The organism is Ruegeria sp. AD11(2025) (genome assembly GCF_056542405.1).
Genome location: NZ_JBQFZU010000001.1, coordinates 266,754 through 292,535, shown reverse-complemented (window position 1 = coordinate 292,535; position 25,782 = coordinate 266,754). Strand labels below are relative to the sequence as shown.

The window sequence follows — 25,782 nt, the reverse complement described above, 5'->3', positions numbered from 1 at the left end:
CCAGAGATTTTTTGACTCTGGCGGGGATATTTGGAGCCAAGTGAAGGATCAAGAGCTTTGTGCCATGCGTTGCGCGAGTTTCAGGGCCTCAATCAGGCTGGTGGGTGTGGCGACGCCTTTTCCCGCGATATCAAGCGCGGTGCCGTGGTCGGGTGAGGTGCGAATGAAGGGCAGGCCCAGCGTCACGTTCACGCCGCGATCAAAATCCAGCGTCTTGATCGGGATCAGCGCCTGATCGTGATACATCGCGATCGCCGCGTCATAAGTCGCGCGAGCGGCGGCGTGGAACATCGTATCCGCGGGGTGCGGGCCGGTGACCGTGTAGCCGTCGGTGGTCAGTGTTTCAATCAGCGGGGTGATCCAGTCCAGCTCTTCCCGGCCCATCTTGCCGCCTTCGCCCGCATGAGGGTTCAGTCCCGCAACGGCGATGCGGGGATGTGAGATACCGAACTGGCGGCGCAGGCCGTCGGCAGTGATGGAGATGGTTTCGTACAGCAGATCCGGTGTCAGGGCCGAGGGTACTTGCGAAAGAGGGATATGAATGGTTGCGGGCACCACGCGCAATTGGTCGCTGGCCAACATCATCACCACGTGTTTACGATCCGCGAGGGCGGCCAGAAACTCTGTATGGCCGGGATAGCCAAACCCCGCCCCGTCGATCAGGGCCTTCTTGTGGATGGGCGCAGTGCATAGCGCCGAGGCCGCACCGGATCGTACCAGCGAGACACCCTGTTCAATAGCGTCGATGACGTAGGGCGCGTTGGCCGGGTCCGGCTGACCCGGAACGTTGGGGGCAGGAAACTCCAGATGCAGAGCCGGCAGGGCGTTGGCGCAGATATTCGCCGCCTCGGAAGGGTGCGTGATGCGCGCAACCGGTGTGTCGGACGGCAAATGGGTGGCGTCACCGATATAGAAAAACGGGCAGGTGTCGCGCAGTTCCGACCAGGCTTTGGCTGCGATTTCCGGACCTATACCGGCCGGGTCTCCGCAGCTGAGCGCGATCGGGGTTGTCATTGTTCGATTATGGTTGCTTCGGCGCGAAGCTGCGCCAGCAGGCTGTTCGCAAAGGCCTCGAGCCGTTGTTGGGTAAGCGCGTTTGCCACGTCTGTGCGCGTCGTCTCTTCGCCCAGGTCGCGGGTACGGGTGCAGAGCATCAGGAACATCAATGTCTGGCCGTTGTTTCGGGTCAGCGTTGTGGAGACTTCGTTCAGATCCAGCTTGGCAAGCTCCAGCGCCACATCGCGGGGGATCTCGCCAGGGCTGGCCTGAATACGCTGCAGCACTTCGGCGGGCTGATCCTTGGCAATGCCGTAGAGGTCATCGCAATTGTCGATCTCTTCCCTCAGCCGGGCCGCCTTGGCCAAGGTGTCGGCACTGCGGCCACCGGGCATGTTGTAGACTGCATAATCAATTTCGGAATAGCGGGTGGTGCCTGTCGCAACCTCGCGCAGGCCGCGCATCTGGAACAGAGCGATGGCATTGGGCAGGGTCAGTGGTTGGGTGATATCGCCGTTTTTCAGCCCGATGATCACCGGTTGCAGCGCCGGTGGCAGGCTCGAGAGGTTCAGCCAGTCCAACCGTCCGCCATTATCGCGCGTGGCAGCGGCCGAATATTGAGTCGCTGCAGCTGAAAAAGCATCAAAGCCTTCCAACTGGGAAATCTCCTCGGCCAGCAACTCGGCCTGTGCCACGGTCTGTTGGTTCACCGGGATGATGATTTCTGACAACAGGACCTGCAGGCCGCCGCTGTCGGTTTGTCCCAGCGCGCGGTTGATCTCGTCATCGGTCGGGCGCGCCTGCGACAGGAAACGCGCGCTGACATAGTCGCGCCAGGTAATTTGATCGGCGACGAAATCACGAACTGTTTCACGATCGACGCCCTGATCGGCCAGCAATTGCAGGAACTGATCGGTCGACAACTGTCCTCGCGCGGCAAATTCGTCGATGCCGACTTGAATGTCTTCGGGCGCGGCCTGAACTCCGGCGTCGCGCATGACCTGTTTGCGCAGCCGCTCGTCTATCAAAGTCTTGCGCACTGCGTCCTCAGACGCGCCGGGTGCACCCAGAGCGGTCAGGAACTGTTGCCGCTGGTCCAGCTCGTACCACGTGATGATATCCTGGTTGACCTTGATCGCCGGCGAAAACAGGCTTTGCGCATCGGCCTGAGGCGACGTCAAAGCCAGCATTGCCCCGACCAGCAAAGGGGTGACCGGTTTTAGCCAACCGGAGCGAAGGAAACTGGTGAAACCTGAAATCAACTGCATCTTCTCTTGTACTGTTGGCCGCCACTGTTAACGGAATAACCCGTCAGGGCTACGGTAAAGCCGAATTCTGTCGAAGGCTCAATACTTGATGACGAGGTATAGCGCCTGCTGACGTTCATGTTAACCTGCACACATTCATTCTGATACGTGACCCCCAACCCATAACGGATCGGTTCGGATTCGCTCAGGTCATAGCGTGCCAGGGCGGTTGTGTTCCAGTTCTGATCCACACGGTAACGTCCGGTCAACCAGACCTCGGAAATCTCGTCATCCACGTTTTCCGCCGGATCGGGCTCTTGCCAGACATAACTGCCGGTGACGCCCATTTCTGATTGCTGCCATGCGGCACGAAGTTCGGCCTTGGCAAAGCTTAAATCCCCGTTCAGAAGGCCGCGTCCGGCCAGAGACCAGCCATTTGGGGTCTGAATCTGACCGGCCAGCAACAGATCCGAGCTCGTGCCCTGCAAACCGGAGGTCAGGTTGAAATTTGGGTCCGCATCGGCGCGAAACACCTGGCCGATCGTGGCCAAAGCCCGCCAGTTGCCGGCAGAATAGCGCGACCAGTTGACGCCAATGACGCCGGTCAAGCCGTCTTCGCGCTGGTCCGGTGCCGGAAATCGGGACAATGACAACAGGTTACCCTGATCGAATTCCTGAAAGGTGCTTTCGTCGTTGGGGACATCGTCGTCGGTCACATGGGTCCAGCCAACCTGCGCAATCGGTTCAAGAATCTGGGTCGCTCCGGACGTTTCCCGTTTTCGCATCGGATAGCGCAGCGTCAGGGCCGCACGGGGCGTGGCCCGGGTCACCTGATCTGGGAAATCGCTGTCGTGGCGTATGTTGAACGTATCAACTGACGTGCCCACACGCGCCTCAGCCCGCAGACCTGACGCGTAGGTCCAGTTGCGCAGCCATTCCGCATCAAAGGTGGCGCGGGCGATATCGCGGCCGAGGACGTCTTCATCGCTGGTACGCTCATGCGCGTGCGTGATGAAGCTCAGCCGGACCTCGCCGCCCAGAGTCTTGGGGAACATGCGTTTCTGATGGTACAGGTCGAAGATCCGGGACGGGATTTCATCCTGGTTTTCGCTGTCGCGCAGGGTTTTGTAGTGGATAAAACTGGTGCGGAAGGCGGTGTCGCGCCTGATCCGCTCAAGGGCGACCTCGCTTCGCAGCCGGTCGAGATCAGGCAGGCCGTAGTCAGCCAGATAGGCGTCGTCGGACGTGGTTCTGACGTTGAACAGGAATCGGTATCCGTCGTTCAGGTTGAACCAGCCATTGGCAAACAGGTATCCCCGATCCTCGCCCTGTTGCAGGTCGTCGCGGGTATATGCGCCCTCAAGCTGGATGCGACCGTTCTTGAACGCCTGCCGATAGCGCAGTCCAAGCGTTTTGGTCTTGGACGAGACATAGGGGGTCAGCGTCAGGTCCTTGTGATCCCCCAGCTTGATGAAATAGGGCACCTGCACGCCGGTTCCCAGTTGTGACGTTGTCCGGACCGATGGCACCAGAAATCCGGTTGCGCGTTCCAGGGTCGGGTCCGGCAGCCGCAAATAGGGGAAATAGAACACAGGCACGTCCAGCACCCGCAGCTGCGCCCCTTCAAAATAGAGCTGACGCTCCAGTTGATCGTGCGTGACCTTTCGCGCGCGAATCTGCCAGATCGGTGGTTTGCCATTGGCGCAGACGTGGCACGAGGTGGCAGAGACCTTGCTGAACTGCGTGTATCTGCCCGCCGCGCGGGTGGCCTGAACCGAGGCGATTTGAACCTGCTGGTCAAACACCATCCGGGCACCGATCAGCAGGCCGTTCTGAATACTGTCATCCAGTTCCGCCGAATCTGCCAGGATCGTCGTCGCGCCGGCCTCATCGATCCGGATCGGACCCTCCAGCGACAGCGCACCGGTCTCGCGGTCATAAGTGATGCGGTCGGCAGTGATTTTGACATCGCCCTGAAAGGCCTCGACATTGCCTTCGGCCACCAGCACGCGTTCGGGCGTGATGAAAATCTCGTCCGCGACCAGCAGGGCGGGCTGGTCTTCCTGTTGGACATCCTGCGCCGGACCGGGAGTAGGTTGGGTTTGGCCCACGGCACCGGTTGGCAGTGCCAGCGCAACGGCGCCTGACAGCAGAAGATGGGATATGATCCGCATCAGCCGTCCTCCGCATGAAGCAGAAGGCCGAGGGACAGAAGAATGGCTGCAAAGGGCGGAGCCCAGGCCGCGACGACGATTGGCAATTGACCGTTTTCCCCGAGTATTTGGGCAAAGTTGCGAACGAAGTAGATGGCAAAGCCCAGTAGAACGGCGGACAGAACCGCTATGCCAGTGCCGCCAAAGCGCACATGGCGCATGGTGAAGGCCGCGCCGATCATTACCATCGCCATCAGAAATAAGGGCCGCGCAAGCTGTACCTGCAGCCAGACCTCATATTGTTTGGTGGAAAACCCAGCTTCGCGGAGGTCGCGGATCAGTTGAGGCAGGTCATAGACCGAGACCGAATCCTGCTGACCCAGCGTGTCCAGAATGCGTTGCCGTGTCAGGGTGGTCGGGATTTCGATCTGCGCGTGCGCCTCGGCGACGGCTTCGGGGTTCACGTCATCGGCCAGAGACCAGATTTTTGCGTTGGACAGAATCCACGAACCGTTTGACAGCCGCGCCCGATTGGCAACGATCTGCTGCGTCGGTTTGCCATCCGGCGAAAACGAGATGATTGTTACCCAGATCAGCTCCAGCGTATCAGCATTCGTGGTGCCGCGGGCATGAATAACTGATTGCCCATCTGCCGATCCCTGACGCAGCCAAAGCCCTTCGCTGGTGATGGACAGGGCGGAGTCGCCATTGTTCTTATAGGTGTCGGAGAGGCGCCGAAACTCCTCGGACGTGGCGGCGGTAATCGGGTTCAGCAAGGCGACTGCAAGAGCACCGATCACCAGCGCCAGTGTCACGGGCGCCAGCAGCGCCCGGATACCCGACCGCCCGATGGCGCGGGTCACCACCAGTTCCGAGCTGCGCGCCATCCCGACAAACAGTGCGATGGTAGACAAGATCACCAGCAACGGAAGCATTTCGCTGATTGCCGCTGGTGTATTCAGCAAGGTCAGGTGCAACAGTGCGCCGAAGGACAGGTTTTCCGAGTCGAACCGGCGGGCCTGTTCGACCAGGTCGATCAGAATCAGCAGGGTCAGGAAAATGCCGCCGATGACCAGAAAGCTTTGAATGAACCGGCGGGCGAAATAGCGGTCGAGGATCACGAATGTGCCTCCGCCCAGCGGGCATTCTTGGGGAAACGGGCGATCATCGGGCCGGATTCACCGTCGCCTGCGCGGATGCGCACCGGCTTATGCCTGCCCTGTCTCGCCAACTCGTTCTCCCCCGATCCTGCCGGAATTTTTCGGGGACTGTAATGCAATTGGTGCGCGGGGAAAACTGCTATCTGGTCAAGCCGCCCGGCGCGGGCTAGGTCTTGGGGAACAGATTTTGAGGAGTTTGCAATGAGCAGTCTTGTACCGATCCGGTTTCAAACCTTTGACGTGGACATAATGGCACAGGCGGAAGGGCGTGTGGTTGTGATCGTATCGCCCGAGGGCAAAATGAGCCCTGCGGTGCGTCGCGCCAATCGTCTGACCCGCGGTGCGGTTGCTCGGCTGATCGAAAGCGCCCGCTTCGAAAAGGTCAAATCGGGTGATGTGATCTCGCTGGCGTGGCCCGGCGGTATGGCGGCCGAGGCGCTGGACATCGTGGTTCTGCCGCGCCGTCCCGACACGGCCGAGGCGCGCAAGGCCGGTGCCGCGCTGGCCAAGCTGGCGGGAGGTAAAGCCCTGCTGGTGATGGCGGGCAATCAGGTGCGCACCGAGGACATCGCCATGGGCATCGCCCTGCGCAGCTATGAATTCGACGCGCACAAGACCAAGGAACAGGACGAGGTCGGAACCGTTACAATCAGCCACCAGAAGGCCGATGAGGTCGAGGCCGCCTTTGCCCCGCAATACGCTGTGGCCGACGGTGTGCGTATGACCCGCGACCTGACCAACGAACCCGCCAATATTCTGACCACCACCGAATTCGCCGACCGACTTGCTGAGATGGAGGCGCTGGGGCTCGAAGTTGAAGTGCTGGAAGAGGACAAACTGGCCGAACTTGGCATGCGTACGCTGCTGAGCGTGGGGCAGGGCTCGGTCAGCCCCTCGAAGGTTGTGGTGATGCAGTGGAACGGTGGCGATAAGGACGACGCACCGCTGGCCTTGGTCGGCAAGGGGGTTGTGTTCGATACCGGTGGTATCTCGCTCAAGCCCGCAAGCGGTATGGAAGACATGACCATGGACATGGGTGGCGCGGGTGTCGTCGCGGGCACCATGCGCGCGCTGGCCAAGCGCAAGGCCAAGGCCAATGTGGTCGGGCTGGTGGGTCTGGTCGAGAACATGCCCTCAGGCAACGCGACCCGTCCGGGTGACGTGGTCAAATCGATGAAGGGCGACACGGTCGAGATCATCAACACGGATGCCGAGGGCCGTTTGGTTCTGTGCGACGTGATGTGGTACGCGCAGGAGCGGTTCCAGCCCGTGGGCATGATTGATCTGGCAACGCTTACCGGTGCGATCATCATCGGTCTGGGGCATGAGAATGCGGGTGTTTTCTCGAACAACGACACGTTCTGCGATGCCTTCCTGAAATCGGCCAAGGTCGAGGACGAGGGTGCATGGCGTATGCCGCTGGGCGAGGCCTATGACAAGCAACTGAAATCGCGCATCGCGGACATGAAGAACGTGGGCGGTCGCCCGGCGGGCTCGATCACCGCCGCGCAGTTCCTGCAGCGGTTCGTGAAAGAGGAGACGCCGTGGATTCACCTCGATATCGCGGGTGTGGCGTCAGTGTCGTCCGAGACCTCTTATGCGCCCAAAGGGGCCACTGGCTGGGGCGTTCGCGCTCTGAGCAGACTGGTGCAGGACAATTTCGAGTAATCCTATGGGCGCCGTATATTTCTACCACCTGACCCGGCAACCGCTGGAACACACCTTGCCGGTTCTGTTGGATAAGGCGCGACAGGCCGGGTGGAAGATCGCCGTGCGGGGCACCGATCCCGCGCGGATGGACTGGCTGGATGAAAAGCTGTGGCTGGGACCTGACGAAGGGTTCCTGCCACATGGCCGCGAAGGTGGCGCGCATGACGCGGCGCAGCCCATTTTGCTGACAACCGGACCCGTGGCCGCCAATGAACCGGCCTGTGTCATGGCCGTGGACGGGGCACCGGTGGATCCGGATGAAGTGGCGGCGTTGGAACGGGTCTGTATCCTGTTCGACGGCAATGATGGCGAAGCCGTTCAGCAAGCGCGGGGACAATGGAAAGCCCTGACTGGCGCGGGCTGCGCGGCGCAATACTGGTCCGAGGAATCGGGCCGGTGGGAGAAAAAGGCCGAGGCATAAGTCGCGGGCTAAAAAAGAACCTCAGGAGAGCGACAGATGGAAATGAAGCCGTTGGGCCGCACCGGCATTATGGTGACCGACCTTTGTCTTGGCACGATGACCTTTGGCACGCAGACCTCTGAGGCCGATGCCCACACGCAAATGGACATGGTGCTGGAAGCCGGAATCAATTTCGTCGACACCGCAGAGATGTACCCGGTCAACCCAATCTCGAAAGAAACCGTGGGCCGTACCGAAGAGATCTTGGGCAATTGGAACGGCGCCAACCCGTCGCGGCGGGGCGACTACGTTCTGGCGACCAAGCATTCGGGCGCTGGATTCGCTCATGCCCGCGATGGTGCATGGATTTCGGGTGAAACCATTCCCGAGGCGATTGAAGGCTCACTGCGGCGCTTGCAGACGGATTGCATTGACCTCTACCAGTTTCACTGGCCGAACCGTGGCAGTTACATGTTCCGGCAAAACTGGAACTATTCGCCATCGGGACACAATACCAATGCCGTTCTGGACAACATGCAGGATTGCCTCGCGGCGCTGCAGGCGCAGGTCGACAAGGGTAACATTCGCGCCTTTGGCCTGTCGAACGAAAGCGCCTGGGGCACCGCGCAATGGTTGCGGATTGCCGAGCAGATGGGTGCGCCGCGGGTGGCTTCAGTGCAGAACGAATACTCACTGCTTTGCCGTCATTTCGATACGGATATGGCGGAACTCAGCGTACACGAGGGTGTAGGGCTGATGGCCTTTTCTCCACTGGGAGCGGGCTTCCTGACCGGCAAATATCAGGGTGGAGCAGTTCCCGAAGGCTCGCGAATGTCGTTGGTAGCCGAGATGGGCGGGAGGAAATCAAATCGGGTCTTTGATGCAGTTGCAGCCTATCTTGAGATCGCCGATCGGCATGGGCTGGACCCGGTTCACATGGCGCTGGCCTGGTGTCAGACGCGACCGTTCATGATGTCCGCTATTTTTGGAGCGACCACCGTGGCTCAGTTAGAGCATATTCTGGCTGGAAAAGACCAACGGTTGTCGGATGAGGTCGTGGCCGAGATTGGCCAGACGCACCGCGCGTATCCGATGCCGTATTAGGGGGATTGCCCCCGCTGCGTTGTAGGCAATCCGGGGGTATATTTCTGGCCTTTGTAAGAGGATTCCGTCAGTGATGGGTAGGCTGCGTGCGCTCTTGCCTCAGGTCGCGGGCCGAAAGGCCGTGGGCGGTGCGGAAGGCGCGGGCGAAGCTGGACTGCGAGGCGAACCCCGTAGCAAGCGCCACGTCCATCAGCGGTAAGTCGGTGTCGGTGACCAGACGGCGGGCTTCGGCCAGGCGCAATTGCAGGTAGTGATCCTGCGGCGTGGTATTCAGGCGCAGGCGGAATTGCTGTTGCAGGGTACGGGGGCTGGTGCCCAGGGTTTCGGCAATATCAGCCAGCGGAAGCGGCTCGTCGAGGGACGATTGCATCAGCGAATTCGCCTTGGAAGTCAGGGCGGTATGGCGATGAGGGGCTCCGGTCCGGCTTTGCGGTTTTGCGGGGTCCGGCATACCGTCATAAAGGAACAGGCCGGACACACGCGCGGCAAAACCTGCGCCGTGGCGGGCGGCGATGATGTGCAGCATCATTTCGACTGCCGGAATCGCACCACCTGACGTCAGGCGGTTACCAGACACGGTGAACCGGTCAGGTCGCACGTCCACTTGGGGGAAACGGGCCGCAAAATTGTCGAGGTCTTCCCAATGGGTCGTGGCGGTGTGGCCGTCGAGCAGTCCGGCCTCGGCGAGCAGCCAGGGCCCCCCGTCAATGCCGGCCATCGTCGCGCCGGTGCCCGCGATGCGGCGCAGGCCGGCCAGCAGGCTGGGTGTGGCGTGGCGCGCCAGTTGGAATCCGGCCACCACGATCATCAGATCACAACTTTGCAACCTTGCCAGGGGGATGCCCGGCACGCTCAGCGCGCTTGTCAGCATCGCTGGTTCTGCTTTTGCGGTCACATAGTCCCAATCGAATGCCGGACGGTCAGCCAACCGGTTGGCAGCGCGCATCGGATCAACAGCCGAGGCGAAGCTGAGCGTATTGCATTCGTCCAGCACCAGCACCGCCGTTTTCAGGGCGCGATGTTCGGGTTGGAGTATGTTTTTTGCGGATTTCATCAAGTTCGATTCGCATTCTGGCAAGTGTTTCTACAAGGCTGCGTCAGAGTTGAGGGTAACGCAATTCGGAATCCGGGGAGAAGCCTGGGGAAAACCCACGGTAAAACCGGGTATAACTTGGGGAAAACGTCATGCCTCTGGAAATGAACCGCGAAGTCTTCATCACCTGCGCCGTTACCGGCTCTGGTGGAACACAGGATCGCAGCCCGCACGTGCCGCGCTCGCCGCAGCAAATTGCCGATAGTGCTATTGCCGCGGCCAAGGCGGGGGCGGCCGTGGTGCATTGCCATGTGCGGGACCCCGAGACCGGTGCACCCAGCCGCCGTCTGGACCTGTATCGTGAGGTGACGGACCGTATTCGCGATGCCGAAGTGGACGTGGTACTGAACCTGACCGCCGGGATGGGCGGGGATATCGTGTTCGGTGGCGTCGAAAACCCATTTCCGGTCAACGAGGCGGGGACCGATATGATCGGGGCCTCGGAACGTGTCGCCCATATCGCCCAGTGTCTGCCCGAGATATGTACTCTGGACTGCGGCACCATGAACTTTGCCGAGGCCGATTATGTCATGACCAACACGCCCGGCGCACTGCGGGCGATGGGGCAAATGATGACCGACATGGGCGTGAAGCCCGAGATCGAGGCCTTTGACACCGGCCATCTGTGGTTTGCCAAGCAATTGGTGAAAGAAGGGATTCTGGAACCTAATGCTCTGGTCCAGCTGTGTATGGGAGTGCCGTGGGGCGCGCCGGATGATCTGAACACCTTCATGGCCATGGTAAACAATGTGCCGGACGACTGGACCTTCAGCGCGTTTTCATTGGGGCGTAACCAGATGGCCTTTGCGGCGGCCGCGGTCCTTGCGGGAGGCAATGTGCGCGTTGGTCTGGAAGACAATCTGTGGCTGGACAAGGGCGTGCTGGCTGAGAACTGGCAATTGGTAGAGCGTGCTGGAACCATCATCGAAAACATGGGCGCGCGGGTCATTGGTCCGCAGGAAGTGCGTGAGAAGCTGAGGCTGGTGAAACGGGCACCGAAGTGAAACTGAATGTGCTCTCGGGGTTGCTTCTGATTGTGGTGGCCTGTTCGCCAGCAGATGATCACGAGCAAATCTATGTCGAGCCTGATGGCTCACATGCTCTGAGCGTGGTCTGCGAAAACATAGCAAGTGACTATCGCACAGGCAGGAATGCAAGCCCTGATCTTTGTGTTGGCTACGATGTGAATGGTTGGCCCATAGAAGGCGCTGAGATTGCGCTACCAGAAAATTGGTGAATGAAATGACAAAAACAGCAGCTATCATTGGCGGTGGCGTGATCGGCGGCGGTTGGGCCGCTCGGTTTCTGCTGAATGGTTGGAATGTGCGGGTGTTCGACCCGGACCCCGAGGCCGAGCGCAAGATTGGTGAGGTTCTGGACAATGCGCGGCGGTCGCTGCCGGGGCTGAGCGATGTGCCCTTGCCGCCCGAAGGCGCGCTGACTTTCCACGATGACATGGCCGAAGCGGTGCAGGGTGCCGAGTGGATTCAGGAAAGCGTGCCCGAGCGGCTGGACCTGAAACTCAAGGTCTACAAGGACCTGCAAGAGGCATGTGACGCGCAGGCGATCATCGGGTCTTCGACCAGCGGCTTCAAACCCTCCGAATTGCAGGACGGCGCGCTGCGCCCTGAACAGATCGTGGTGACGCACCCGTTCAACCCGGTTTACTTGTTGCCGCTGATCGAATTGGTGCCTACGGACAAAAACGCACCCGAAATGATTGAACGCGCGCAGCAGCTACTGAAATCGGTCGGTTTCTTCCCGCTGCATGTCAAAAAGGAAATCGACGCGCATATCGCCGACCGTTTCCTTGAGGCCGTGTGGCGCGAGGCACTGTGGCTGGTCAAGGACGGCATCGCCACGACGGAAGAAATCGACGAAGCGATCCGCATGGGCTTTGGCATCCGCTGGGCGCAGATGGGCCTGTTCGAAACCTACCGCGTGGCGGGGGGCGAGGCCGGGATGCGGCATTTCATGGCACAGTTCGGGCCTGCGTTAAAATGGCCATGGACCAAGCTGATGGACGTGCCCGAGTTCACGGATGAGCTGGTCGACATGATTGCCGATCAGTCGGATGCGCAATCGGGGATGCATTCGATCCGCGAATTGGAGCGTATTCGTGACAACAACCTTGTTGGCATGATGCGGGCCCTGAAGGCGCAGAACTGGGGTGCGGGCGCGGTGCTGAACCAGCATGACGCGGCGCTGAAACCCGGCGCGTTGCCGACGATGGAGCAGGCTGATCTGAGCCAGCCGATCCTGACCGTTTCCCGCGCGGTGCCCTTGGACTGGACCGACTATAACGGTCACATGAACGAGGCGCGCTACCTTGAGGCCTTCGCGGACGCGACCGACCGGTTCATGGAGATCATCGGCTGTGACGCGGACTATATCGCCTCGGGCGGCAGCTATTTCACTGCCGAAAACCACATCCGTTACATCGATGAGGTTCACGCGGGAGCCAAGATCGAGATTCGCACGCAGATGCTGCTAGGGCAGGGCAAGAAGCTGCATGTCTTTCACAGCATGTATGAGGGCGACAAGCTGATCGCTACAGGAGAAAGCTTCCTGCTGCATGTCCGCCTTGAAACCCGTCGCCCCAGCGCTCCTTCAGCCGAAATCGAGGCCGCAATGGCACGTATCGCCGAAGCACAGGCCGGTTTGCCATATCCGGAAGGCGCCGGTGCCGCGATCCGGAAACCAGCATGAGCGGGCGCGTTCTGATCACCGCCGGTGCTTCGGGCGTTGGTCGGGCCATGGCTAAAGCCTTCGATGCAGCTGGCGCGCAGGTGTGGGTGGCGGATGTGGACAAGGCCGCGCTGGACGGTTGTCCTGGGCATTGGCAGCGCTCGGACGTGGACGTGGCGGACGAAACTGCCGTTTCCACGTTGTTCGCAGACATCGAAGCTTCGTGGGGCGGGTTGGATACGCTTTGTGCAAATGCAGGCGTTGCTGGCCCAACCGCTTTGGTCGAGGACGTGGCGCTGGATGAGTGGCGGTTCTGTCTAGCGGTCAACCTAGAGGGGGCGTTCCTGTGCGCGAAATACGCGGCACCGATCCTCAAACGGCAACGCGGCGGAGCGGTACTGATCACGTCATCCACCGCCGGGCAATACGGATACCCCAACCGCGCGCCCTATGCGGCGGCGAAATGGGGCGTGATCGGACTGGGCAAGACGCTGGCGATGGAGCTTGGGTCACACGGTGTGCGGTGCAACGTCATCTGCCCTGGTGCGGTTGAAGGCCCGCGGATGGAGGGCGTGCTGGCCCGCGAAGCGACCGCCAAGGGCATGACCCGGGATCAGGTCTATGACGGCTATGCTGCCGGCACATCGATGGGCCGGTTCGTCGAAGGGCAGGATATTGCCAATATGGCCGTGTTCCTCGCCTCGGACGCGGCGCGGTTGGTGTCGGGCCAGGTGATAGCCGTAGATGGTCATACGGTGAACCCTGACCCGAAAATCTAAACCGAATTAGCCCTGATTTGGCCCACGAAACTGGCGGATGGTCTGACGGACCGCCTGCCAGTCCTGCGCTTGCTGCATATTCCCGGCGGCTTCGCATTCGCGCATTTTCTTTGCAGCTTCCGCCTCGGCCTGATCACCATGAGCGGTATAGAGAGCTCGTGCGTATTGAGCGGTTTGTAGTGCGTCCATTCCTATCGTCCTCCCGTCTATGATCGGAATACCCGAAGGTTCGCGCCGAAGGACGATAGCACAAGAACGCCGCAGGTGCATCCTCAACTCTGGGGTGGGCTGGAAATCGCCGCGCGCAGCTGTCTGAGGTGGTCAGGAAAGTCGCGCGCGGTCAGGTCGGCCTCGCGTACCAGGCGGTCGAAATGACGTGTAAACATCTCGATCCGGTCGCGGTCGCGGAAGGCCATATAGTGGCTTCCTGCGTAGAACACACACAGAAGTGGGCCGAAAATGGTCACCGGGGCCGAATAGAGCCTTTTTGCATCAAAAAGATAAATGCGTAGACGGGGGTAGAGCTGTTCGCAAATCTCCAGCAGGTGGTCAATCTGTTCCAGCCTTATGTTGGGGCAGAGACCTTCGTTATAGCCCGAGGCGTAGGCGAAACTGTCGATCTCATACAGTGGCATGGCGATTTCATAATCCGACTGGGCACTGCGCATCCATGTCAGCCGGTCTGCCGAGGCACCGATGGCCTGATCCGCAGTCCGGCCAAGATGCGGCGCGTATTCCCATTCCAGCACGGCACGAGTTTTTAACATATCTGGCAAAGTCGCTGGAACGTAACGGATTTTATAGCCCGCAGCCTCCTGGTGCCATTCGAAAATACGCTCGTCCACCAGTGCGCGGGGAGCCTCGGTCATGGTCAGGGAACTGGCCAGCAATTCCGCCGCACTTTCCGGTCGATCTGAAAGGCTCAGCAGCCAGTCTGCAGACACCCCAAGGGCCGACGCGCAGCTACCAACCACATGCGCATTCGGCAGGCGCGCGCCCTCATCAGTCAAAAGCTGAGATACGGTCGAGCGATCCACACCGATTTGTCGCGCCAACGCACTTTGGCTGACGTGACGCTCTTCCATGGCCCGGGCAAGTCGCAGGCGGAACTGCGCTGCGCGGTCTCGTTTGTCGATTTTATCCTGCATTTGATGGAAAATATCACAGATGATGAGTTTTGTTAATCATATTCAGAATTTTCAACGGGCGCGGCAACCCGTAATTTTAAATACATAACAATAATATGGGTGACGGAATGGAAACACGACGAAGATCAGTCGTGAAAGCGGTGCTGTGGAATGTAATGGGCCTGATCGTGATGACGCTGGTGGGTTTGTTGGCCACCGGGTCGGCGGCGATTGGCGGCACGCTGGCGATTGTGAATACGGCCATCGGTCTGACCATGTACGTGATTTACGAACGTATCTGGTCGGGTATTTCGTGGGGCCGCAATGTTTAGGCCATCAACCCCCGAGTGGGGCACGTTGGCCCTGATCGTGGCGTGTTATGGCGCCTGGCTGGCTGTTGTGTTTCTGCTGCCGCTGTGGCTGGCGATTCCGATGATGGCAGTGGTGGCAGCGCTGCATTCTTCACTCACGCATGAGGCGTTGCATGGGCACCCGTTCCGTACAAAATGGCTGAACGAGATGCTGATGGTGCTGCCATTGACCCTGTTCATCCCGTATCAGAGATTCCGCGACCTGCATCTGGCGCATCACCGGGATGAAACGCTGACCGATCCCTATGACGACCCCGAATCCAACTATCTGGACCCGCAGGTCTGGAGCACCTTGCCCGGTTGGCAACGGCGGTTACTGAGTGTGAACAATACTCTGCTGGGGCGGATCGTGTTGGGTCCAGCCATCGGGCAGGCCGTTTTCATACGCAATGAGTTGCGTGGCGGTCGTGATGTACTGCAGGCTTGGGCACTTCATCTGCCCGGAGTCGTTGTGGTCCTGTGGATTGTCGCGCAGTCCCAAATGCCGATCTGGGCTTATGTGCTATCCGCTTATTTCGGATTGGGTCTAGTCAAAATCCGCACCTTTCTGGAGCACCGCGCGCATGAAAACTCCGGCGCCCGTACAGTGATCATCGAAGATCGTGGACCGCTGGCTTTTCTGTTTCTGAACAACAATCTGCACGTCGTTCATCATATGAAACCCGGCGCGCCTTGGTATCGGTTGCCCGCGCTGTACCGCGCTGAAAAAGAGCAGTATCAGGCCCGGAATGAGGCCTATGTTTACCGTTCATACGCGCAGATTTTCCGGTCATACTTCCTGAGATCGAAAGACCCAGTAGCGCATCCTCTATGGCCAAAGGGTTGATTTGACGACACAAGGGAATCCATGAGTTTATGGATTCCCGTCACAATCGCCGCCGCCGCATTCCAGACCGTGCGGTTCATGCTGCAAAAGTCGCTCAGCACCGTGAAACTGACTGCGGCTGGCGCGACCTTTGCCCGGTTTGCCTATTCGATGCCGCTGGCGCTGCTTGGGCTGTTTCTGGCGCTGCAGGTGACCGGGCTCAGCCTGCCGACTTTGACGGCAAATTTCTGGCTGTTTGCGGTGATCGGTGGAACGGCGCAAATTCTGGCGACCATCTGCGTGGTGGCCCTGTTCAAACAACGCAACTTTGCCGTCGGGATTACCTTTAAGAAAACCGAGGTGATCCAGACCGCCATTGTCGGTTTTCTGGTGCTCGGCGATCAGGTCTCGGCCGGGGCGCTGGCGGCGATTATTCTGGGTCTTATGGCGGTGCTGCTGCTGTCAAAATCACCCGGAGGTGACGGAGCATGGTGGAAGCACCTGACCAACCGCGCGTCGCGGCTGGGGCTGGGGTCGGGTGTGCTGTTCGCGTTTTCATCGGTCAGTTATCGCGGTGCTTCGCTGGAGCTTGGCGATATCGACGCGTGGTTCCGCGCGCTGGTTACGCTGGCTTTCGTAGTGACGTTCCAGTTTCTCAGCATGGGGATCTGGTTGTTATGGCGCGACCGATCAGAACTGATTGCAGTGTGGCAGACCCGCCGAACCAGCGTATTTGTTGGCCTGACCAGCCTCTGCGGCTCGTTCTGCTGGTTCTTTGCTTTCACGCTGCAGAACGCGGCCTATGTCAAAGCGCTGGGGCAGGTCGAACTGCTGCTCAGCCTGTTCGCTTCGCTGCTGTTTTTCCGTGAAACCATCACCCGGCGAGAGATTGCCGGGATGACGTTACTTGGCGCGTCGATACTGGCATTGGTGCTGGCAATTTAGGTCGTGTTTGATTTCAGGATCTCGGAACCACTGGAATTCTGCGTTGAAGCCGACAGGCGAGAGGCAGCGAAATCCGTTTCAATGCAATCAAACCCGGCTAGCCAGCGCGGCGTTCATCAAAGCTCAGCGCTATAAAACTGGGCAAGTGATCCCCCATGCCCACGATGGCGGGGCCGTTGTCATCGCGGCGACCGCGACCCTTGGACTCTTTGTCCTTCTTGCGGTCGCCTTTCTTGCTGTCGCTCTTTTTCTCGTCCGAAGATCTGGATCTTTTCTCAGGCTTCGGTTTTTCGTCCTTCGGCTCTTCCTTGACGGGATTATCAAGTCGCGGGATATCTTTCTGGATCAGTTTTTCGATCGCATCCAGGGCCTTTTCGTCCCGGCCAGAGCAGATTGTGATTGCCTTGCCCTCACGCCCGGCACGGCCAGTACGGCCGATGCGGTGAACGTAATCTTCGGCATGGCCAGGCACGTCGAAGTTGAACACGTGGCTGACCGACGGAATGTCCAGCCCGCGCGCGGCCACATCCGAGGCAACCAGCAGGCGCAGAGAGCCATCGCGGAATCCGTCCAGCGTTTTCATCCGTTGCGATTGGTCCAGATCACCATGGATGGCGGCGGCATTGTAGCCGTATTTCTTTAACGATTTGGCGCAGATATCCACATCCGTCTTACGGTTGCAGAAGATGATCGCGTTGGTGCATTTGTCGCCTTCGCCATCGATCAGCGCGCGCAGAACCTTGCGCTTGGCACTGGCTTCGCGGTCGCGGCGGCCACCTTTGAACATGACCACGCCCTGTTCGATGGTCTCGGATGCGGTGGCTTGACGGGCAACCTCGATCCGGGCCGGGGCGGACAGGAACGTGTCGGTGATCCGCTCAATCTCAGACGCCATGGTGGCCGAGAAGAACAGCGTCTGGCGGGTGAACGGCGTCAGTGAGAAGATGCGTTCGATGTCAGGGATGAAGCCCATATCCAGCATCCGGTCGGCCTCATCCACCACCATGATCTGAACGCCGGTCAGCAGCAGCTTGCCGCGTTCGAAATGGTCCAGCAGACGGCCCGGAGTGGCGATCAGCACGTCAACACCACGGTCGATCAGGGCGTCCTGTTCCTTGAAGCTGACACCGCCGATCAACAGCGCTTTGGTCAGTTTCACATTTTTGGCATATGTGTCGAAATTCTCGGCCACCTGCGCGGCCAATTCCCGCGTCGGGCACAAGACCAACGAGCGCGGCATCCTCGCACGGGCGCGGCCACGTGCCAGCAGTGTGATCATCGGCAGGGTAAAGCTGGCGGTCTTGCCAGTGCCGGTCTGGGCGATCCCCAAAACGTCCTTGCCCTCAAGCGCAGGCGGAATTGCTCCGGCCTGGATCGGGGTGGGGGTTTCGTATCCGGCTTCCTCAATGGCTTTGAGGACCTTCGGGTTCAGGTTCAGTTCGTTAAACTTTGTCATGTATGTCCGGTTTTTGCGGACACTTACCTGGCCCGCGCGTCAGAGGTTTGCCGGGCCCGGATGGCCATACGCGTCATTGCGAACTTCGGCTTGAGGGGGACATAACAAAAACGTTGATCGGGGTCAAATGAAGACCCCTTTAGGGTTTTCTGAGGCCCAGCGGTGCGGATTTCTCGCAACAATTCAGACACTTCCGGGAAAGTGTTTCCTGAGTTTATCTTCCAGATACAGCGGCCGGTGAAGGATCATGCCGTGGTCTTCCAGTCGGGCCCGCCCTTCGGGGTCCGCGCAGCTCATTTCATTGAAAAAAGCACGCAGTCCGTCCCAGCCTTCTTCCGCCTCGATCCAAGTGAGCAATTCATTCATGTTCATGCCGCCACGCTCGCGCGGGACATTGGGCGACATGCCCCTCTGGTACGAGCCGCGTTCCAGCCTGAACCGGTAGTGGGCCAGCCAATGGTCCCAATCGGGGGCGTGCCGGTGACACAGACCAACACCGGGCAATTCTGTCCTGCAAGGCATCCTCTCGCCATTCTGAAACAGGCTATGGATGCGGAAGTTGATCTGGGGCAGTCCTGTGCGTGCAAATACTTTGCCTTGCAGATGGCTCAGAAAGCCGCCCTTCACGAAGGCTCCGAAATTTGGATACAGAGCTTGCACGATGTCCACGCGGTCCGGACCGGACGGGATGTAGGCCTTGTACAGGTCTTCGCCACTGGCCAGAGCCTCGTCGGGACGGACACGAACAACGTTGATGTCATCCGGGACCTTGGCCAACAGCTGAGCAATCGGACGGTCCGGCCAGAAGAACTCGTCCAGATCGATGTGAGCCAACCAGTCCTCAACGGCCTTGCGATAGGTAAAGGTCGCGTTGGCGGTCTGACGGATCTGGTGTTTGTCTGGACGTTCGCGTTGTCGATAGGCCCAAAACCCGTCGTCGCAATTGCGCACTTCGACCTTTGGATGACGGTTCAGCGCGTTGAACGCCTTGGGATTGGGCTCGTCCAGATAGATATACATCCGGTCGACCTCAAGATCGAGGTGATAGGCCACGAAGCGTAGAATGTCCGATGCAGAGCCCCGAACCGTCGAAACAATACCCCAGCTTGTCATGCCCGAGACGTCTTGGCTGCGCGGGTCTCCCGCATGGTTTTCAACCTGCGCAAAACCCCGCCCGGATCATCGTTAAGGGATTGCAACAGATGATTGGCCAATGGAGCAATCGTTGGATCTGTCAGGGCTTTTTCCCAAATTGGTGCGATCAGGTTTATGTCCAGCCCCCCATGTTCAAGCGAAAATGACTCCATGCCCACAGGCAAAGGCGCATTAACTTTGCGTCTGAACCGGAACGGGGTTTCTGGTGTGAAACCTGAGAATAGGCGCTCGAATTCATAGAGTTTCATCATGCCAAAAAGCATACGCAATGCCTGACCAACCTCGCGTTGGGTGGCTGTTTGGCCGTGATCTGCGAAGGTTTGTATGGATGAGACTTGCCAGCGCAAATCCAGAGCCAGCAGTAGATGCCGGGACTGTTCGGACCATAGGCGCTGAAACAGCGACGGGGCATGTCGGGGGTACGACCGTTTACGCAGGTTCGATACCAACTGAGCGTTGAGAAAGGCCAGCTCTGAATTCCCAACGAATTCGGTGGCGATCCGGGCGCGTTTGCGCGCCCAGGAAGTACTCGGACCGTCGGCCGTGATCTGCGTCGCATTCTGATGCACGACTTGCAGAGCAAGCACATCGAGTTTCACATCCAGAGGAGGCAAAGCCTCGGGACCGAAATCGAAGGGGGCTCGCCGCCCCTCGAACCGGTCCAGCATTTGGGGCAAACCGCCTGGATAGGTTAATTCTTCGCTGCTCATTCACGCAAGATGGCATGGCTAAACTTGCCTGCGCAATCAAAGAGTTGCATTACGTCATCATCTCTTTCGTCGCCGTCAGGTTCAGCGCCGGATAGTCCCGCACAATCCGGTCGATATCCCATTGCAGGCGGGTCAGGTAAACGATGTCACCGTCGTGGTCGTGGGCGATATGTTGCTTGTTGGCGTTGACGAATTTTTCGACCTCAGCCTTTTCGCCGCTGACCCAGCGGGCCGAGGTGAACTGAGACGCCTCGAACCGGACAGGCAGGCCATATTCCATCTCAATCCGGCTGGCGAGCACTTCGAATTGCAACGCGCCGACAACGCCGACGACAAAACCCGAGCCGATCGAGGGTTTGAACACCTTGGCGGCACCTTCCTCGGCGAACTGCATCAGGGCTTTTTCGAGGTGCTTGGCTTTCATCGGATCGCCCGCGCGGACACCTTGCAGCAGTTCCGGTGCGAATGACGGAATGCCGGTGACGCGCAGCGCTTCACCCTCGGTCAGCGTATCACCGATTCGCAGCTGGCCGTGGTTGGGGATGCCGATGATGTCGCCGGCCCAGGCCTCTTCGGCCAGTTCGCGATCAGATGCCAGGAACAGAACCGGGTTGGAAATCGCCATCGGCTTCTTCGACCGCACATGGGTTAGTTTCATGCCGCGCTTGAAGTGCCCCGAAGCCATGCGGACAAAGGCCACCCGGTCACGGTGTTTGGGGTCCATGTTGGCCTGAACCTTAAAGACAAAACCCGCGACCTTTTTCTCATCCGGTGAAATCTGACGCGGTTCAGCGGACTGAACCTGCGGCTGCGGACCATACGCTCCGATGCCTTCCATCAACTCTTTTACGCCGAACGAGTTGATTGCCGACCCGAACCAGATCGGGGTCATGTGCCCTTCAAGTACCGCTTGCGGATCGAGTTTGGGCAGCAGTTCGCGCGCCATCTCAACCTCTTCCAGCAGTTTTTCCAACAGATGCTCGGGCACGTGCTCGGCAAGCTTTGGGTCGTCCAGACCGTCAATCTTGATGCTTTCGGCCACCTTGTTACGGTCGGCGCGGTCCATCAGCTCCAGCCGGTCGCGCAGCATGTCGTAGCAGCCAATGAAATCGCGGCCCACGCCAATCGGCCACGCGGCAGGCGTGACGTCGATAGCCAGCATTTCCTGAATCTCGTCGATGATCTCGAACGTATCGCGGCTTTCGCGGTCCATCTTGTTACAGAAGGTCAGGATCGGCAGATCACGCAGGCGGCAGACCTCGAACAGTTTTTGCGTCTGGCTTTCCACACCTTTCGCACCGTCGATTACCATGACGGCGGCGTCCACGGCGGTCAGTGTCCGATAAGTATCTTCCGAGAAATCGCTGTGACCGGGTGTGTCCACCAGATTGAACCGGAAATCGCCGTAATCAAACGACATCGCCGAGGCGGAAACCGAGATGCCCCGATCTTTTTCCATCTGCATGAAGTCGGATCGCGTCCGCCGCGCCTCACCCTTGGCGCGCACCTGACCAGCCATCTGGATCGCGCCCCCGTACAAGAGGAACTTTTCCGTCAAAGTCGTCTTGCCCGCATCCGGGTGCGAGATGATGGCGAATGTCCGGCGCCGGGCGATCTCGGGCGGCAGGGTGGGTTGGTTCGAAGTATCAAGCATATTCGCGCGTATAGGCGGGGAATCCTGCCGAGGCAAGACAAAGGGGCTGGTTCGAATCGTATGGCTGTGGCAATAAGAACATATAGTGAACAAAACATGGAGAGTATCAATGAATTTGAAAGAAATCGCAGCCGAATTGGTCGCCGGTTGTCGCGAGGACCGCGCCAAAGAGAACTTGCCGAAACTCTACGCGGCGGATGCCGTTTCAGTCGAAGCCCAGGACATGGACGGGATGGGGCGCGAGACCCACGGTGTCGACGGTATCCGTGGCAAGCACGAATGGTGGGAAGGCGCCCACGAAGTCGCAGGAGCGACGGTTAGCGACCCGTACCTGCACGGCGATGACCGCTTTGCCGTGATCTTCGAGGTTCAGGGCAAGGTGAAGGAAACAGGTGAGAGCTTCGATATGAAAGAGGTTGGTGTCTATCACGTTACCAATGGCAAGATCGTACGTGAGGAGTTCTTTTACTGATCGGCGTTGAAATCTGGTCGTCTCCCTCTGGCCGTTTCCGGGCATGCGGGTAACAACAGATGGAGAGGATCAGATTGAAGTCGTATGTATCTGTTTTTGCGATTTTTTTGCTTTTTCCAGTGCGCTAGTGACGGCACAGAACGCGGATGAACAGAATGCAAGTATGACGCCTTCGGGCGGTGTGCGCCCGATTCCGCTTATGGGGGGCATTCAGGATCCTGAGTTTCTGGAACTGGCTAAGCAGACCGAAGTAGTCTTTCTGATGCATTCTCCAAACCATGCAGAACCGTGAGACCGTGCTATTGCGCTCATTGCATTTATTGGGTCGGATTTAGTATCGGATGGTCAGTTTGTTGCCCCGGACGACGTTCATATTGCCAAGCAACACCTTGGGAGGGTGTCAGAGCGGGGATTCCCGATCGAGGGGTGTAGGGTTGATCGCTTGAGTTCTGAGGCCGAGCGAAGATTTCGCAGTGTAAATTGTTGACGCTTTTAGAGCCAACCACCGACTTAATTGGGCATTGCCTGTTGGTTGCGACAGCGACTGCTCGTGGATAGGACTTGCACAAGCAACCTTAATGGCAGTGGCGGAAATGCGCGAGCTTTTGCGCCAACATCAAGAATATGACAGGTAAATGCGGATGGCTTTAGAAGCACTCCGTGCTTGCAGAAAAATTGCGGAGGACTGAATGGATCTGGGAATACAGGGAAAACGCGCCCTAGTCTGTGCCAGCAGCAAAGGTCTGGGTCTGGGCTGCGCCGAGGCTTTGGCGCAGGCGGGCGTTAATCTGGTGATGAATGCGCGTGGGGCCGAAGTGCTGGAGGCCGAAGCCGCACGCTTGCGGTCCGAACACGGCGTGGATGTGCAGACGGTGGCTTGTGATGTGACCTCGGCTGAGGGGCAGGCGCAGGTGATCGATGCAGCTCGGGATGTTGATATTCTTGTGACAAATGCAGGTGGCCCACCGCCGGGCCAGTGGTCGGACTGGGAGCGTGACGATTTCATCAAAGCGCTGGACGCCAACATGCTGACGCCGATTGCCTTCATGAAGGCACTGTTGCCGGGGATGGTCGACAAGGGCTGGGGCCGGGTGGTGAACATCACTTCGCAATCCGTCCGTGCGCCGATTGCGGTGCTGGGCCTGTCGAATGCGGCACGCACCGGGCTGACCGGTTACGTGGCCGGGACATCACGACAGGTGGCGCCGTATGGTGTGACAATCAACAACCTGCTGCCGGGTATTCACGCCACTGATCGCGCAGATTCGCTGGATGGCGGTGTCGCGGCGCAGCAGGGCATTTCAATTGACGAAGCCCGCGCGAACCGCGCGGCGACGGTTCCGGTCCGGCGATATGGGTCGCGGCAGGAATTTGGTGCAACCTGTGCGTTCCTGTGTTCGCAGCATGCTGGCTTTATCGTAGGCCAGAACATCCTGTTGGACGGCGGGGCGACCAACTTGACGATGTGACGATGGCCGAGAACTTTTCGCTTAAAGATCAGTTATTCAATGCCGAAAAGACCCGCTATCTGGCGGGGCTCTTTGCCGGGGCTGTTCCGTCCTTTGATGTTGAGGCATTCCAGGCGCGCGTCATGTCCCGCCTGCTGGAGCTTGAACTGAAAGAACGCATGTCCTGGATCGCTATATGCCTGCAACAGGCCGTGCCCGGTGACTTGCCTGACATCGCGCCGACCCTGCTGCGCGCGCTGCCACCACCGCTGGACCCAACCAAGACTGATGATGATTTCGGCGATTTCATCTTTGCACCTTTGGGAGATTGGGTGGTCAGTGTTGGGTTGGATCATCCCGATCTGGCACTGGATGTACTCGAAGAACTGACGCAGCGGTTCTCGATGGAATGGGCCATCCGCCCCTTCCTCAACCGTTACCCGGATCAGGTGCTGGCGCGGATGGAGATATGGTGTGCCCATGACAGCTATCACGTGCGCCGATTGGTCAGTGAAGGCACACGACCGCGACTGCCATGGGGGCAGGCGGTTGTGCTGAACATGACCGACCCGCTGCCTTTGCTGGACAGGTTGCATGGGGACCCGACGCGCTTTGTCACGCGGTCGGTGGCGAACCACCTGAACGACATCTCTAAGAAAGACCCTGATCTGGTGCTGGCCCGATTGCAGAGCTGGGACTCGGCAAAGCAACAGGGCAAGGATGAATTGCGCTGGATGACCTCTCATACTCTGCGGGGGTTGGTGAAATCTGGCCACCCGGGCGCCATGAAAATGTTGGGCTATGATCCGGATGCCAAAGTCACGGCGGACGTACAGGTGACCGGTGACGCCCGGATCGGTGAGGCGCTGGAATTCGAAGTGACATTAAGCGGAGCCGGGAATCCTCCGGTTTTAGTGGATTATATCGTTCACTTTCAAAGGCCTGGAGGTAAAACCTCAGCGAAAGTGCATAAGCTGAAGCAGGCTGCGTTGCGGGATGGCACGCTGAAGCTGAGCAAGAAGCACAAGCTGAAGGGCAACGCGACCACGTTCAAGCTCGTCCCGGGTGCGCACCGGCTTGAGATTCAGGTGAACGGGAAGGTGCGTACAGGTGTCGATTTCGACCTGCTGGAGTAGCTCGGTCGTCTCACGCTTTCGTCAGATTCTATGGGTGCGGATTGCACGCGGGCCAACGCTGTATTAGCTGCGGTGCAGCCAGTAAGGAAAGGGATAGCCGCGATGAAGCATGAATCGGTGCAGAACTACTATGGCGAGGTGCTGCAAGGCAGCGCAGATTTGCAAACCAATGCGTGCTGCACGCCCGACGACATGCCGGATCATGTGAAAAAGATCCTCTCGCAAATCCATGACGATGTGCTGACCCGTTACTACGGCTGCGGCCTGATCGCGCCTCTGGATCTGGAAGGTATGAGCATCCTCGATCTGGGTTGCGGTGCGGGCCGTGACGTCTATGCCCTGTCGGCGATGGTGGGCGAAAACGGCCGTGTCGTCGGTGTCGATATGACGCCCGAGCAATTGGACGTTGCCCGCACGCATCAGGATTATCACGCGCGGGCCTTTGGCCACGCGACCAGCAATGTGGAATTCCACCACGGCTATATCGAAAAGCTGGACGAATTGGACCTGGAACCCGGATCCTTTGACATCATCGTTTCGAATTGCGTGATCAATCTGGCCACCGATAAAGAGGCTGTCCTGCGGGGCGCGCACCGCCTGTTGAAAGAGGGCGGCGAGATGTATTTCTCGGACGTCTATGCCGATCGCCGCATCCCGACCGCAATGGCCGAGGATGAGGTGCTGTATGGCGAGTGCTTGTCTGGCGCACTGTATTGGAACGATTTCCTGACGCTCTCGCGCAGGGCAGGTTTCGGCGATCCGCGCCGCGTCACGCACCGCCCGTTGACCATCGAAAACCCAGTGCTGGAACAGCGCGTTGCGCCGCTGAAATTCCTCTCGGCCACGTATCGTCTGTTCAAACTGCCAGAACTGGAACCGGCCTGCGAAGAATACGGGCAGGCGGTGATCTACAAAGGCACCATCCCCGACGCGCCGCATCTGTTCGAACTGGACGACCACCACGCGATTGAAACCGGCAAGGTGTTTCCGGTCTGCGGCAACACCTGGAGGATGCTGAAAGACACCCGTTTTGCCCGGCATTTCGACTTCATCGGTGATTTCTCGACCCACTATGGCATCTTTGAAGGTTGCGGTGGTGAAAGCCCGTTCGAAGCCACCGGTGAGGCCGCCTCGGGCGGGTGTTGCTGATCCCTTGCACCTAACGGGCGGGGT

At 59.1% G+C, this 25,782-nt stretch carries 25 protein-coding genes; 14 read left to right on the top strand and 11 right to left on the bottom strand.

Annotation, left to right across the window (positions count from 1 at the left end; genetic code table 11):
* Positions 1–48: 48 nt before the first annotated feature.
* Genes pdxA through lptG form a run of 4 tightly spaced genes read right to left on the bottom strand, consistent with a single transcriptional unit; the run spans position 49 to position 5,517 of the window.
* Positions 49–1,014: a 4-hydroxythreonine-4-phosphate dehydrogenase PdxA gene (gene pdxA / locus ACR1XY_RS01515; protein WP_480589421.1), complete on the bottom strand. Its 966-nt coding sequence runs from the start codon at positions 1,012–1,014 to the stop codon at positions 49–51.
* Positions 1,011–2,264 carry a peptidylprolyl isomerase gene (locus ACR1XY_RS01510; protein ID WP_480589419.1) on the bottom strand — a complete coding sequence of 418 codons (1,254 nt, stop codon included), beginning with the start codon at positions 2,262–2,264 and terminating at the stop codon, positions 1,011–1,013. Before ACR1XY_RS01510 ends, pdxA begins: the two co-directional genes overlap by 4 nt.
* Complete coding sequence (locus ACR1XY_RS01505; protein WP_480589417.1) at positions 2,255–4,417, bottom strand: LPS-assembly protein LptD; 2,163 nt, start codon at positions 4,415–4,417, stop codon at positions 2,255–2,257. Before ACR1XY_RS01505 ends, ACR1XY_RS01510 begins: the two co-directional genes overlap by 10 nt.
* Positions 4,417–5,517, bottom strand: coding sequence for an LPS export ABC transporter permease LptG (lptG, locus tag ACR1XY_RS01500; protein WP_480589415.1), 1,101 nt, complete (start codon positions 5,515–5,517; stop codon positions 4,417–4,419). Before lptG ends, ACR1XY_RS01505 begins: the two co-directional genes overlap by 1 nt.
* Before the next feature lie 240 nt (positions 5,518–5,757).
* Between lptG and ACR1XY_RS01495 the strand changes: the two genes are divergently transcribed.
* From ACR1XY_RS01495 to ACR1XY_RS01485, 3 genes are read left to right on the top strand one after another with little or no spacing between them, the layout of a single operon-like run.
* The gene (locus ACR1XY_RS01495; RefSeq protein ID WP_480589413.1) at positions 5,758–7,224 is read left to right on the top strand and encodes a leucyl aminopeptidase; all 1,467 of its coding nucleotides are present in this window, start codon (positions 5,758–5,760) and stop codon (positions 7,222–7,224) included.
* 4 nt (positions 7,225–7,228) lie between these two features.
* On the top strand, positions 7,229–7,687 hold the full coding sequence (locus ACR1XY_RS01490; protein ID WP_480589411.1) for a DNA polymerase III subunit chi: 459 nt from the start codon (positions 7,229–7,231) through the stop codon (positions 7,685–7,687).
* A 36-nt stretch (positions 7,688–7,723) separates the two neighbouring features.
* Entirely contained in the window at positions 7,724–8,770 is a 1,047-nt protein-coding gene (locus tag ACR1XY_RS01485) for an aldo/keto reductase (protein ID WP_480589409.1), read from the top strand.
* 67 nt (positions 8,771–8,837) lie between these two features.
* On the opposite strand, the gene ACR1XY_RS01480 is transcribed toward ACR1XY_RS01485, so the two are convergent.
* Entirely contained in the window at positions 8,838–9,824 is a 987-nt protein-coding gene (locus ACR1XY_RS01480; protein WP_480589407.1) for a GlxA family transcriptional regulator, read from the bottom strand.
* 131 nt (positions 9,825–9,955) lie between these two features.
* On the opposite strand from ACR1XY_RS01480, the gene bcoG reads away from it, so the two are divergent.
* The 3 genes from bcoG (at position 9,956) to ACR1XY_RS01465 (ending at position 13,330) form a co-directional block, all read left to right on the top strand.
* On the top strand, positions 9,956–10,867 hold the full coding sequence (bcoG, locus tag ACR1XY_RS01475; RefSeq protein ID WP_480589405.1) for a 3-dehydrocarnitine:acetyl-CoA trimethylamine transferase BcoG: 912 nt from the start codon (positions 9,956–9,958) through the stop codon (positions 10,865–10,867).
* Positions 10,868–11,105: 238 nt separating this feature from the next.
* Entirely contained in the window at positions 11,106–12,572 is a 1,467-nt protein-coding gene (locus ACR1XY_RS01470) for a carnitine 3-dehydrogenase (RefSeq protein ID WP_480589403.1), read from the top strand.
* The gene (locus tag ACR1XY_RS01465; RefSeq protein WP_480589402.1) at positions 12,569–13,330 is read left to right on the top strand and encodes an SDR family oxidoreductase; all 762 of its coding nucleotides are present in this window, start codon (positions 12,569–12,571) and stop codon (positions 13,328–13,330) included. Before ACR1XY_RS01470 ends, ACR1XY_RS01465 begins: the two co-directional genes overlap by 4 nt.
* A gap of 6 nt (positions 13,331–13,336) precedes the next feature.
* Here ACR1XY_RS01465 and ACR1XY_RS01460 read toward each other — a convergent pair whose 3' ends face one another.
* Positions 13,337–13,519, bottom strand: coding sequence for a hypothetical protein (locus tag ACR1XY_RS01460; RefSeq protein ID WP_480589400.1), 183 nt, complete (start codon positions 13,517–13,519; stop codon positions 13,337–13,339).
* An 83-nt stretch (positions 13,520–13,602) separates the two neighbouring features.
* Positions 13,603–14,478 (bottom strand): helix-turn-helix domain-containing protein, encoded by an 876-nt coding sequence (locus ACR1XY_RS01455; RefSeq protein ID WP_480589398.1) that lies wholly within the window; start codon positions 14,476–14,478, stop codon positions 13,603–13,605.
* 107 nt (positions 14,479–14,585) lie between these two features.
* On the opposite strand from ACR1XY_RS01455, the gene ACR1XY_RS01450 reads away from it, so the two are divergent.
* The 3 genes from ACR1XY_RS01450 to ACR1XY_RS01440 are packed head-to-tail and all read left to right on the top strand — an operon-like array spanning position 14,586 to position 16,578.
* A complete protein-coding gene (locus ACR1XY_RS01450) occupies positions 14,586–14,789 on the top strand; it encodes a DUF2061 domain-containing protein (protein WP_480589396.1) in 204 nt (67 codons plus the stop codon).
* Complete coding sequence (locus ACR1XY_RS01445) at positions 14,782–15,654, top strand: fatty acid desaturase (protein ID WP_480589394.1); 873 nt, start codon at positions 14,782–14,784, stop codon at positions 15,652–15,654. Before ACR1XY_RS01450 ends, ACR1XY_RS01445 begins: the two co-directional genes overlap by 8 nt.
* A gap of 21 nt (positions 15,655–15,675) precedes the next feature.
* A complete protein-coding gene (locus tag ACR1XY_RS01440; RefSeq protein ID WP_480589392.1) occupies positions 15,676–16,578 on the top strand; it encodes an EamA family transporter in 903 nt (300 codons plus the stop codon).
* 97 nt (positions 16,579–16,675) lie between these two features.
* Here the strand turns inward: ACR1XY_RS01440 and ACR1XY_RS01435 are convergent, their stop codons facing one another.
* The 4 genes from ACR1XY_RS01435 to ACR1XY_RS01420 form a co-directional block, all read right to left on the bottom strand.
* Positions 16,676–18,034, bottom strand: a complete 1,359-nt coding sequence (locus ACR1XY_RS01435) for a DEAD/DEAH box helicase (RefSeq protein ID WP_480589390.1) — start codon at positions 18,032–18,034, stop codon at positions 16,676–16,678.
* A gap of 183 nt (positions 18,035–18,217) precedes the next feature.
* Complete coding sequence (locus tag ACR1XY_RS01430) at positions 18,218–19,147, bottom strand: glycosyltransferase family 2 protein (protein WP_480589388.1); 930 nt, start codon at positions 19,145–19,147, stop codon at positions 18,218–18,220.
* Positions 19,144–19,899, bottom strand: coding sequence for a hypothetical protein (locus tag ACR1XY_RS01425; protein ID WP_480589387.1), 756 nt, complete (start codon positions 19,897–19,899; stop codon positions 19,144–19,146). Before ACR1XY_RS01425 ends, ACR1XY_RS01430 begins: the two co-directional genes overlap by 4 nt.
* Before the next feature lie 49 nt (positions 19,900–19,948).
* Complete coding sequence (locus ACR1XY_RS01420; RefSeq protein ID WP_480589385.1) at positions 19,949–21,553, bottom strand: peptide chain release factor 3; 1,605 nt, start codon at positions 21,551–21,553, stop codon at positions 19,949–19,951.
* 109 nt (positions 21,554–21,662) lie between these two features.
* On the opposite strand from ACR1XY_RS01420, the gene ACR1XY_RS01415 reads away from it, so the two are divergent.
* The 5 genes from ACR1XY_RS01415 to ACR1XY_RS01395 all read left to right on the top strand — a co-directional run bounded on the left by ACR1XY_RS01415 (position 21,663) and on the right by ACR1XY_RS01395 (position 25,758).
* Positions 21,663–22,025 carry a SnoaL-like domain-containing protein gene (locus ACR1XY_RS01415; protein ID WP_480589384.1) on the top strand — a complete coding sequence of 121 codons (363 nt, stop codon included), beginning with the start codon at positions 21,663–21,665 and terminating at the stop codon, positions 22,023–22,025.
* 163 nt (positions 22,026–22,188) lie between these two features.
* Positions 22,189–22,317 carry a hypothetical protein gene (locus ACR1XY_RS01410; RefSeq protein ID WP_480589382.1) on the top strand — a complete coding sequence of 43 codons (129 nt, stop codon included), beginning with the start codon at positions 22,189–22,191 and terminating at the stop codon, positions 22,315–22,317.
* Positions 22,318–22,714: 397 nt separating this feature from the next.
* Positions 22,715–23,494, top strand: a complete 780-nt coding sequence (locus tag ACR1XY_RS01405; protein ID WP_480589380.1) for an SDR family oxidoreductase — start codon at positions 22,715–22,717, stop codon at positions 23,492–23,494.
* A 2-nt stretch (positions 23,495–23,496) separates the two neighbouring features.
* A complete protein-coding gene (locus tag ACR1XY_RS01400; protein WP_480589379.1) occupies positions 23,497–24,609 on the top strand; it encodes a DNA alkylation repair protein in 1,113 nt (370 codons plus the stop codon).
* A gap of 102 nt (positions 24,610–24,711) precedes the next feature.
* Complete coding sequence (locus ACR1XY_RS01395) at positions 24,712–25,758, top strand: methyltransferase domain-containing protein (RefSeq protein ID WP_480589378.1); 1,047 nt, start codon at positions 24,712–24,714, stop codon at positions 25,756–25,758.
* Positions 25,759–25,782 lie beyond the last annotated feature (24 nt).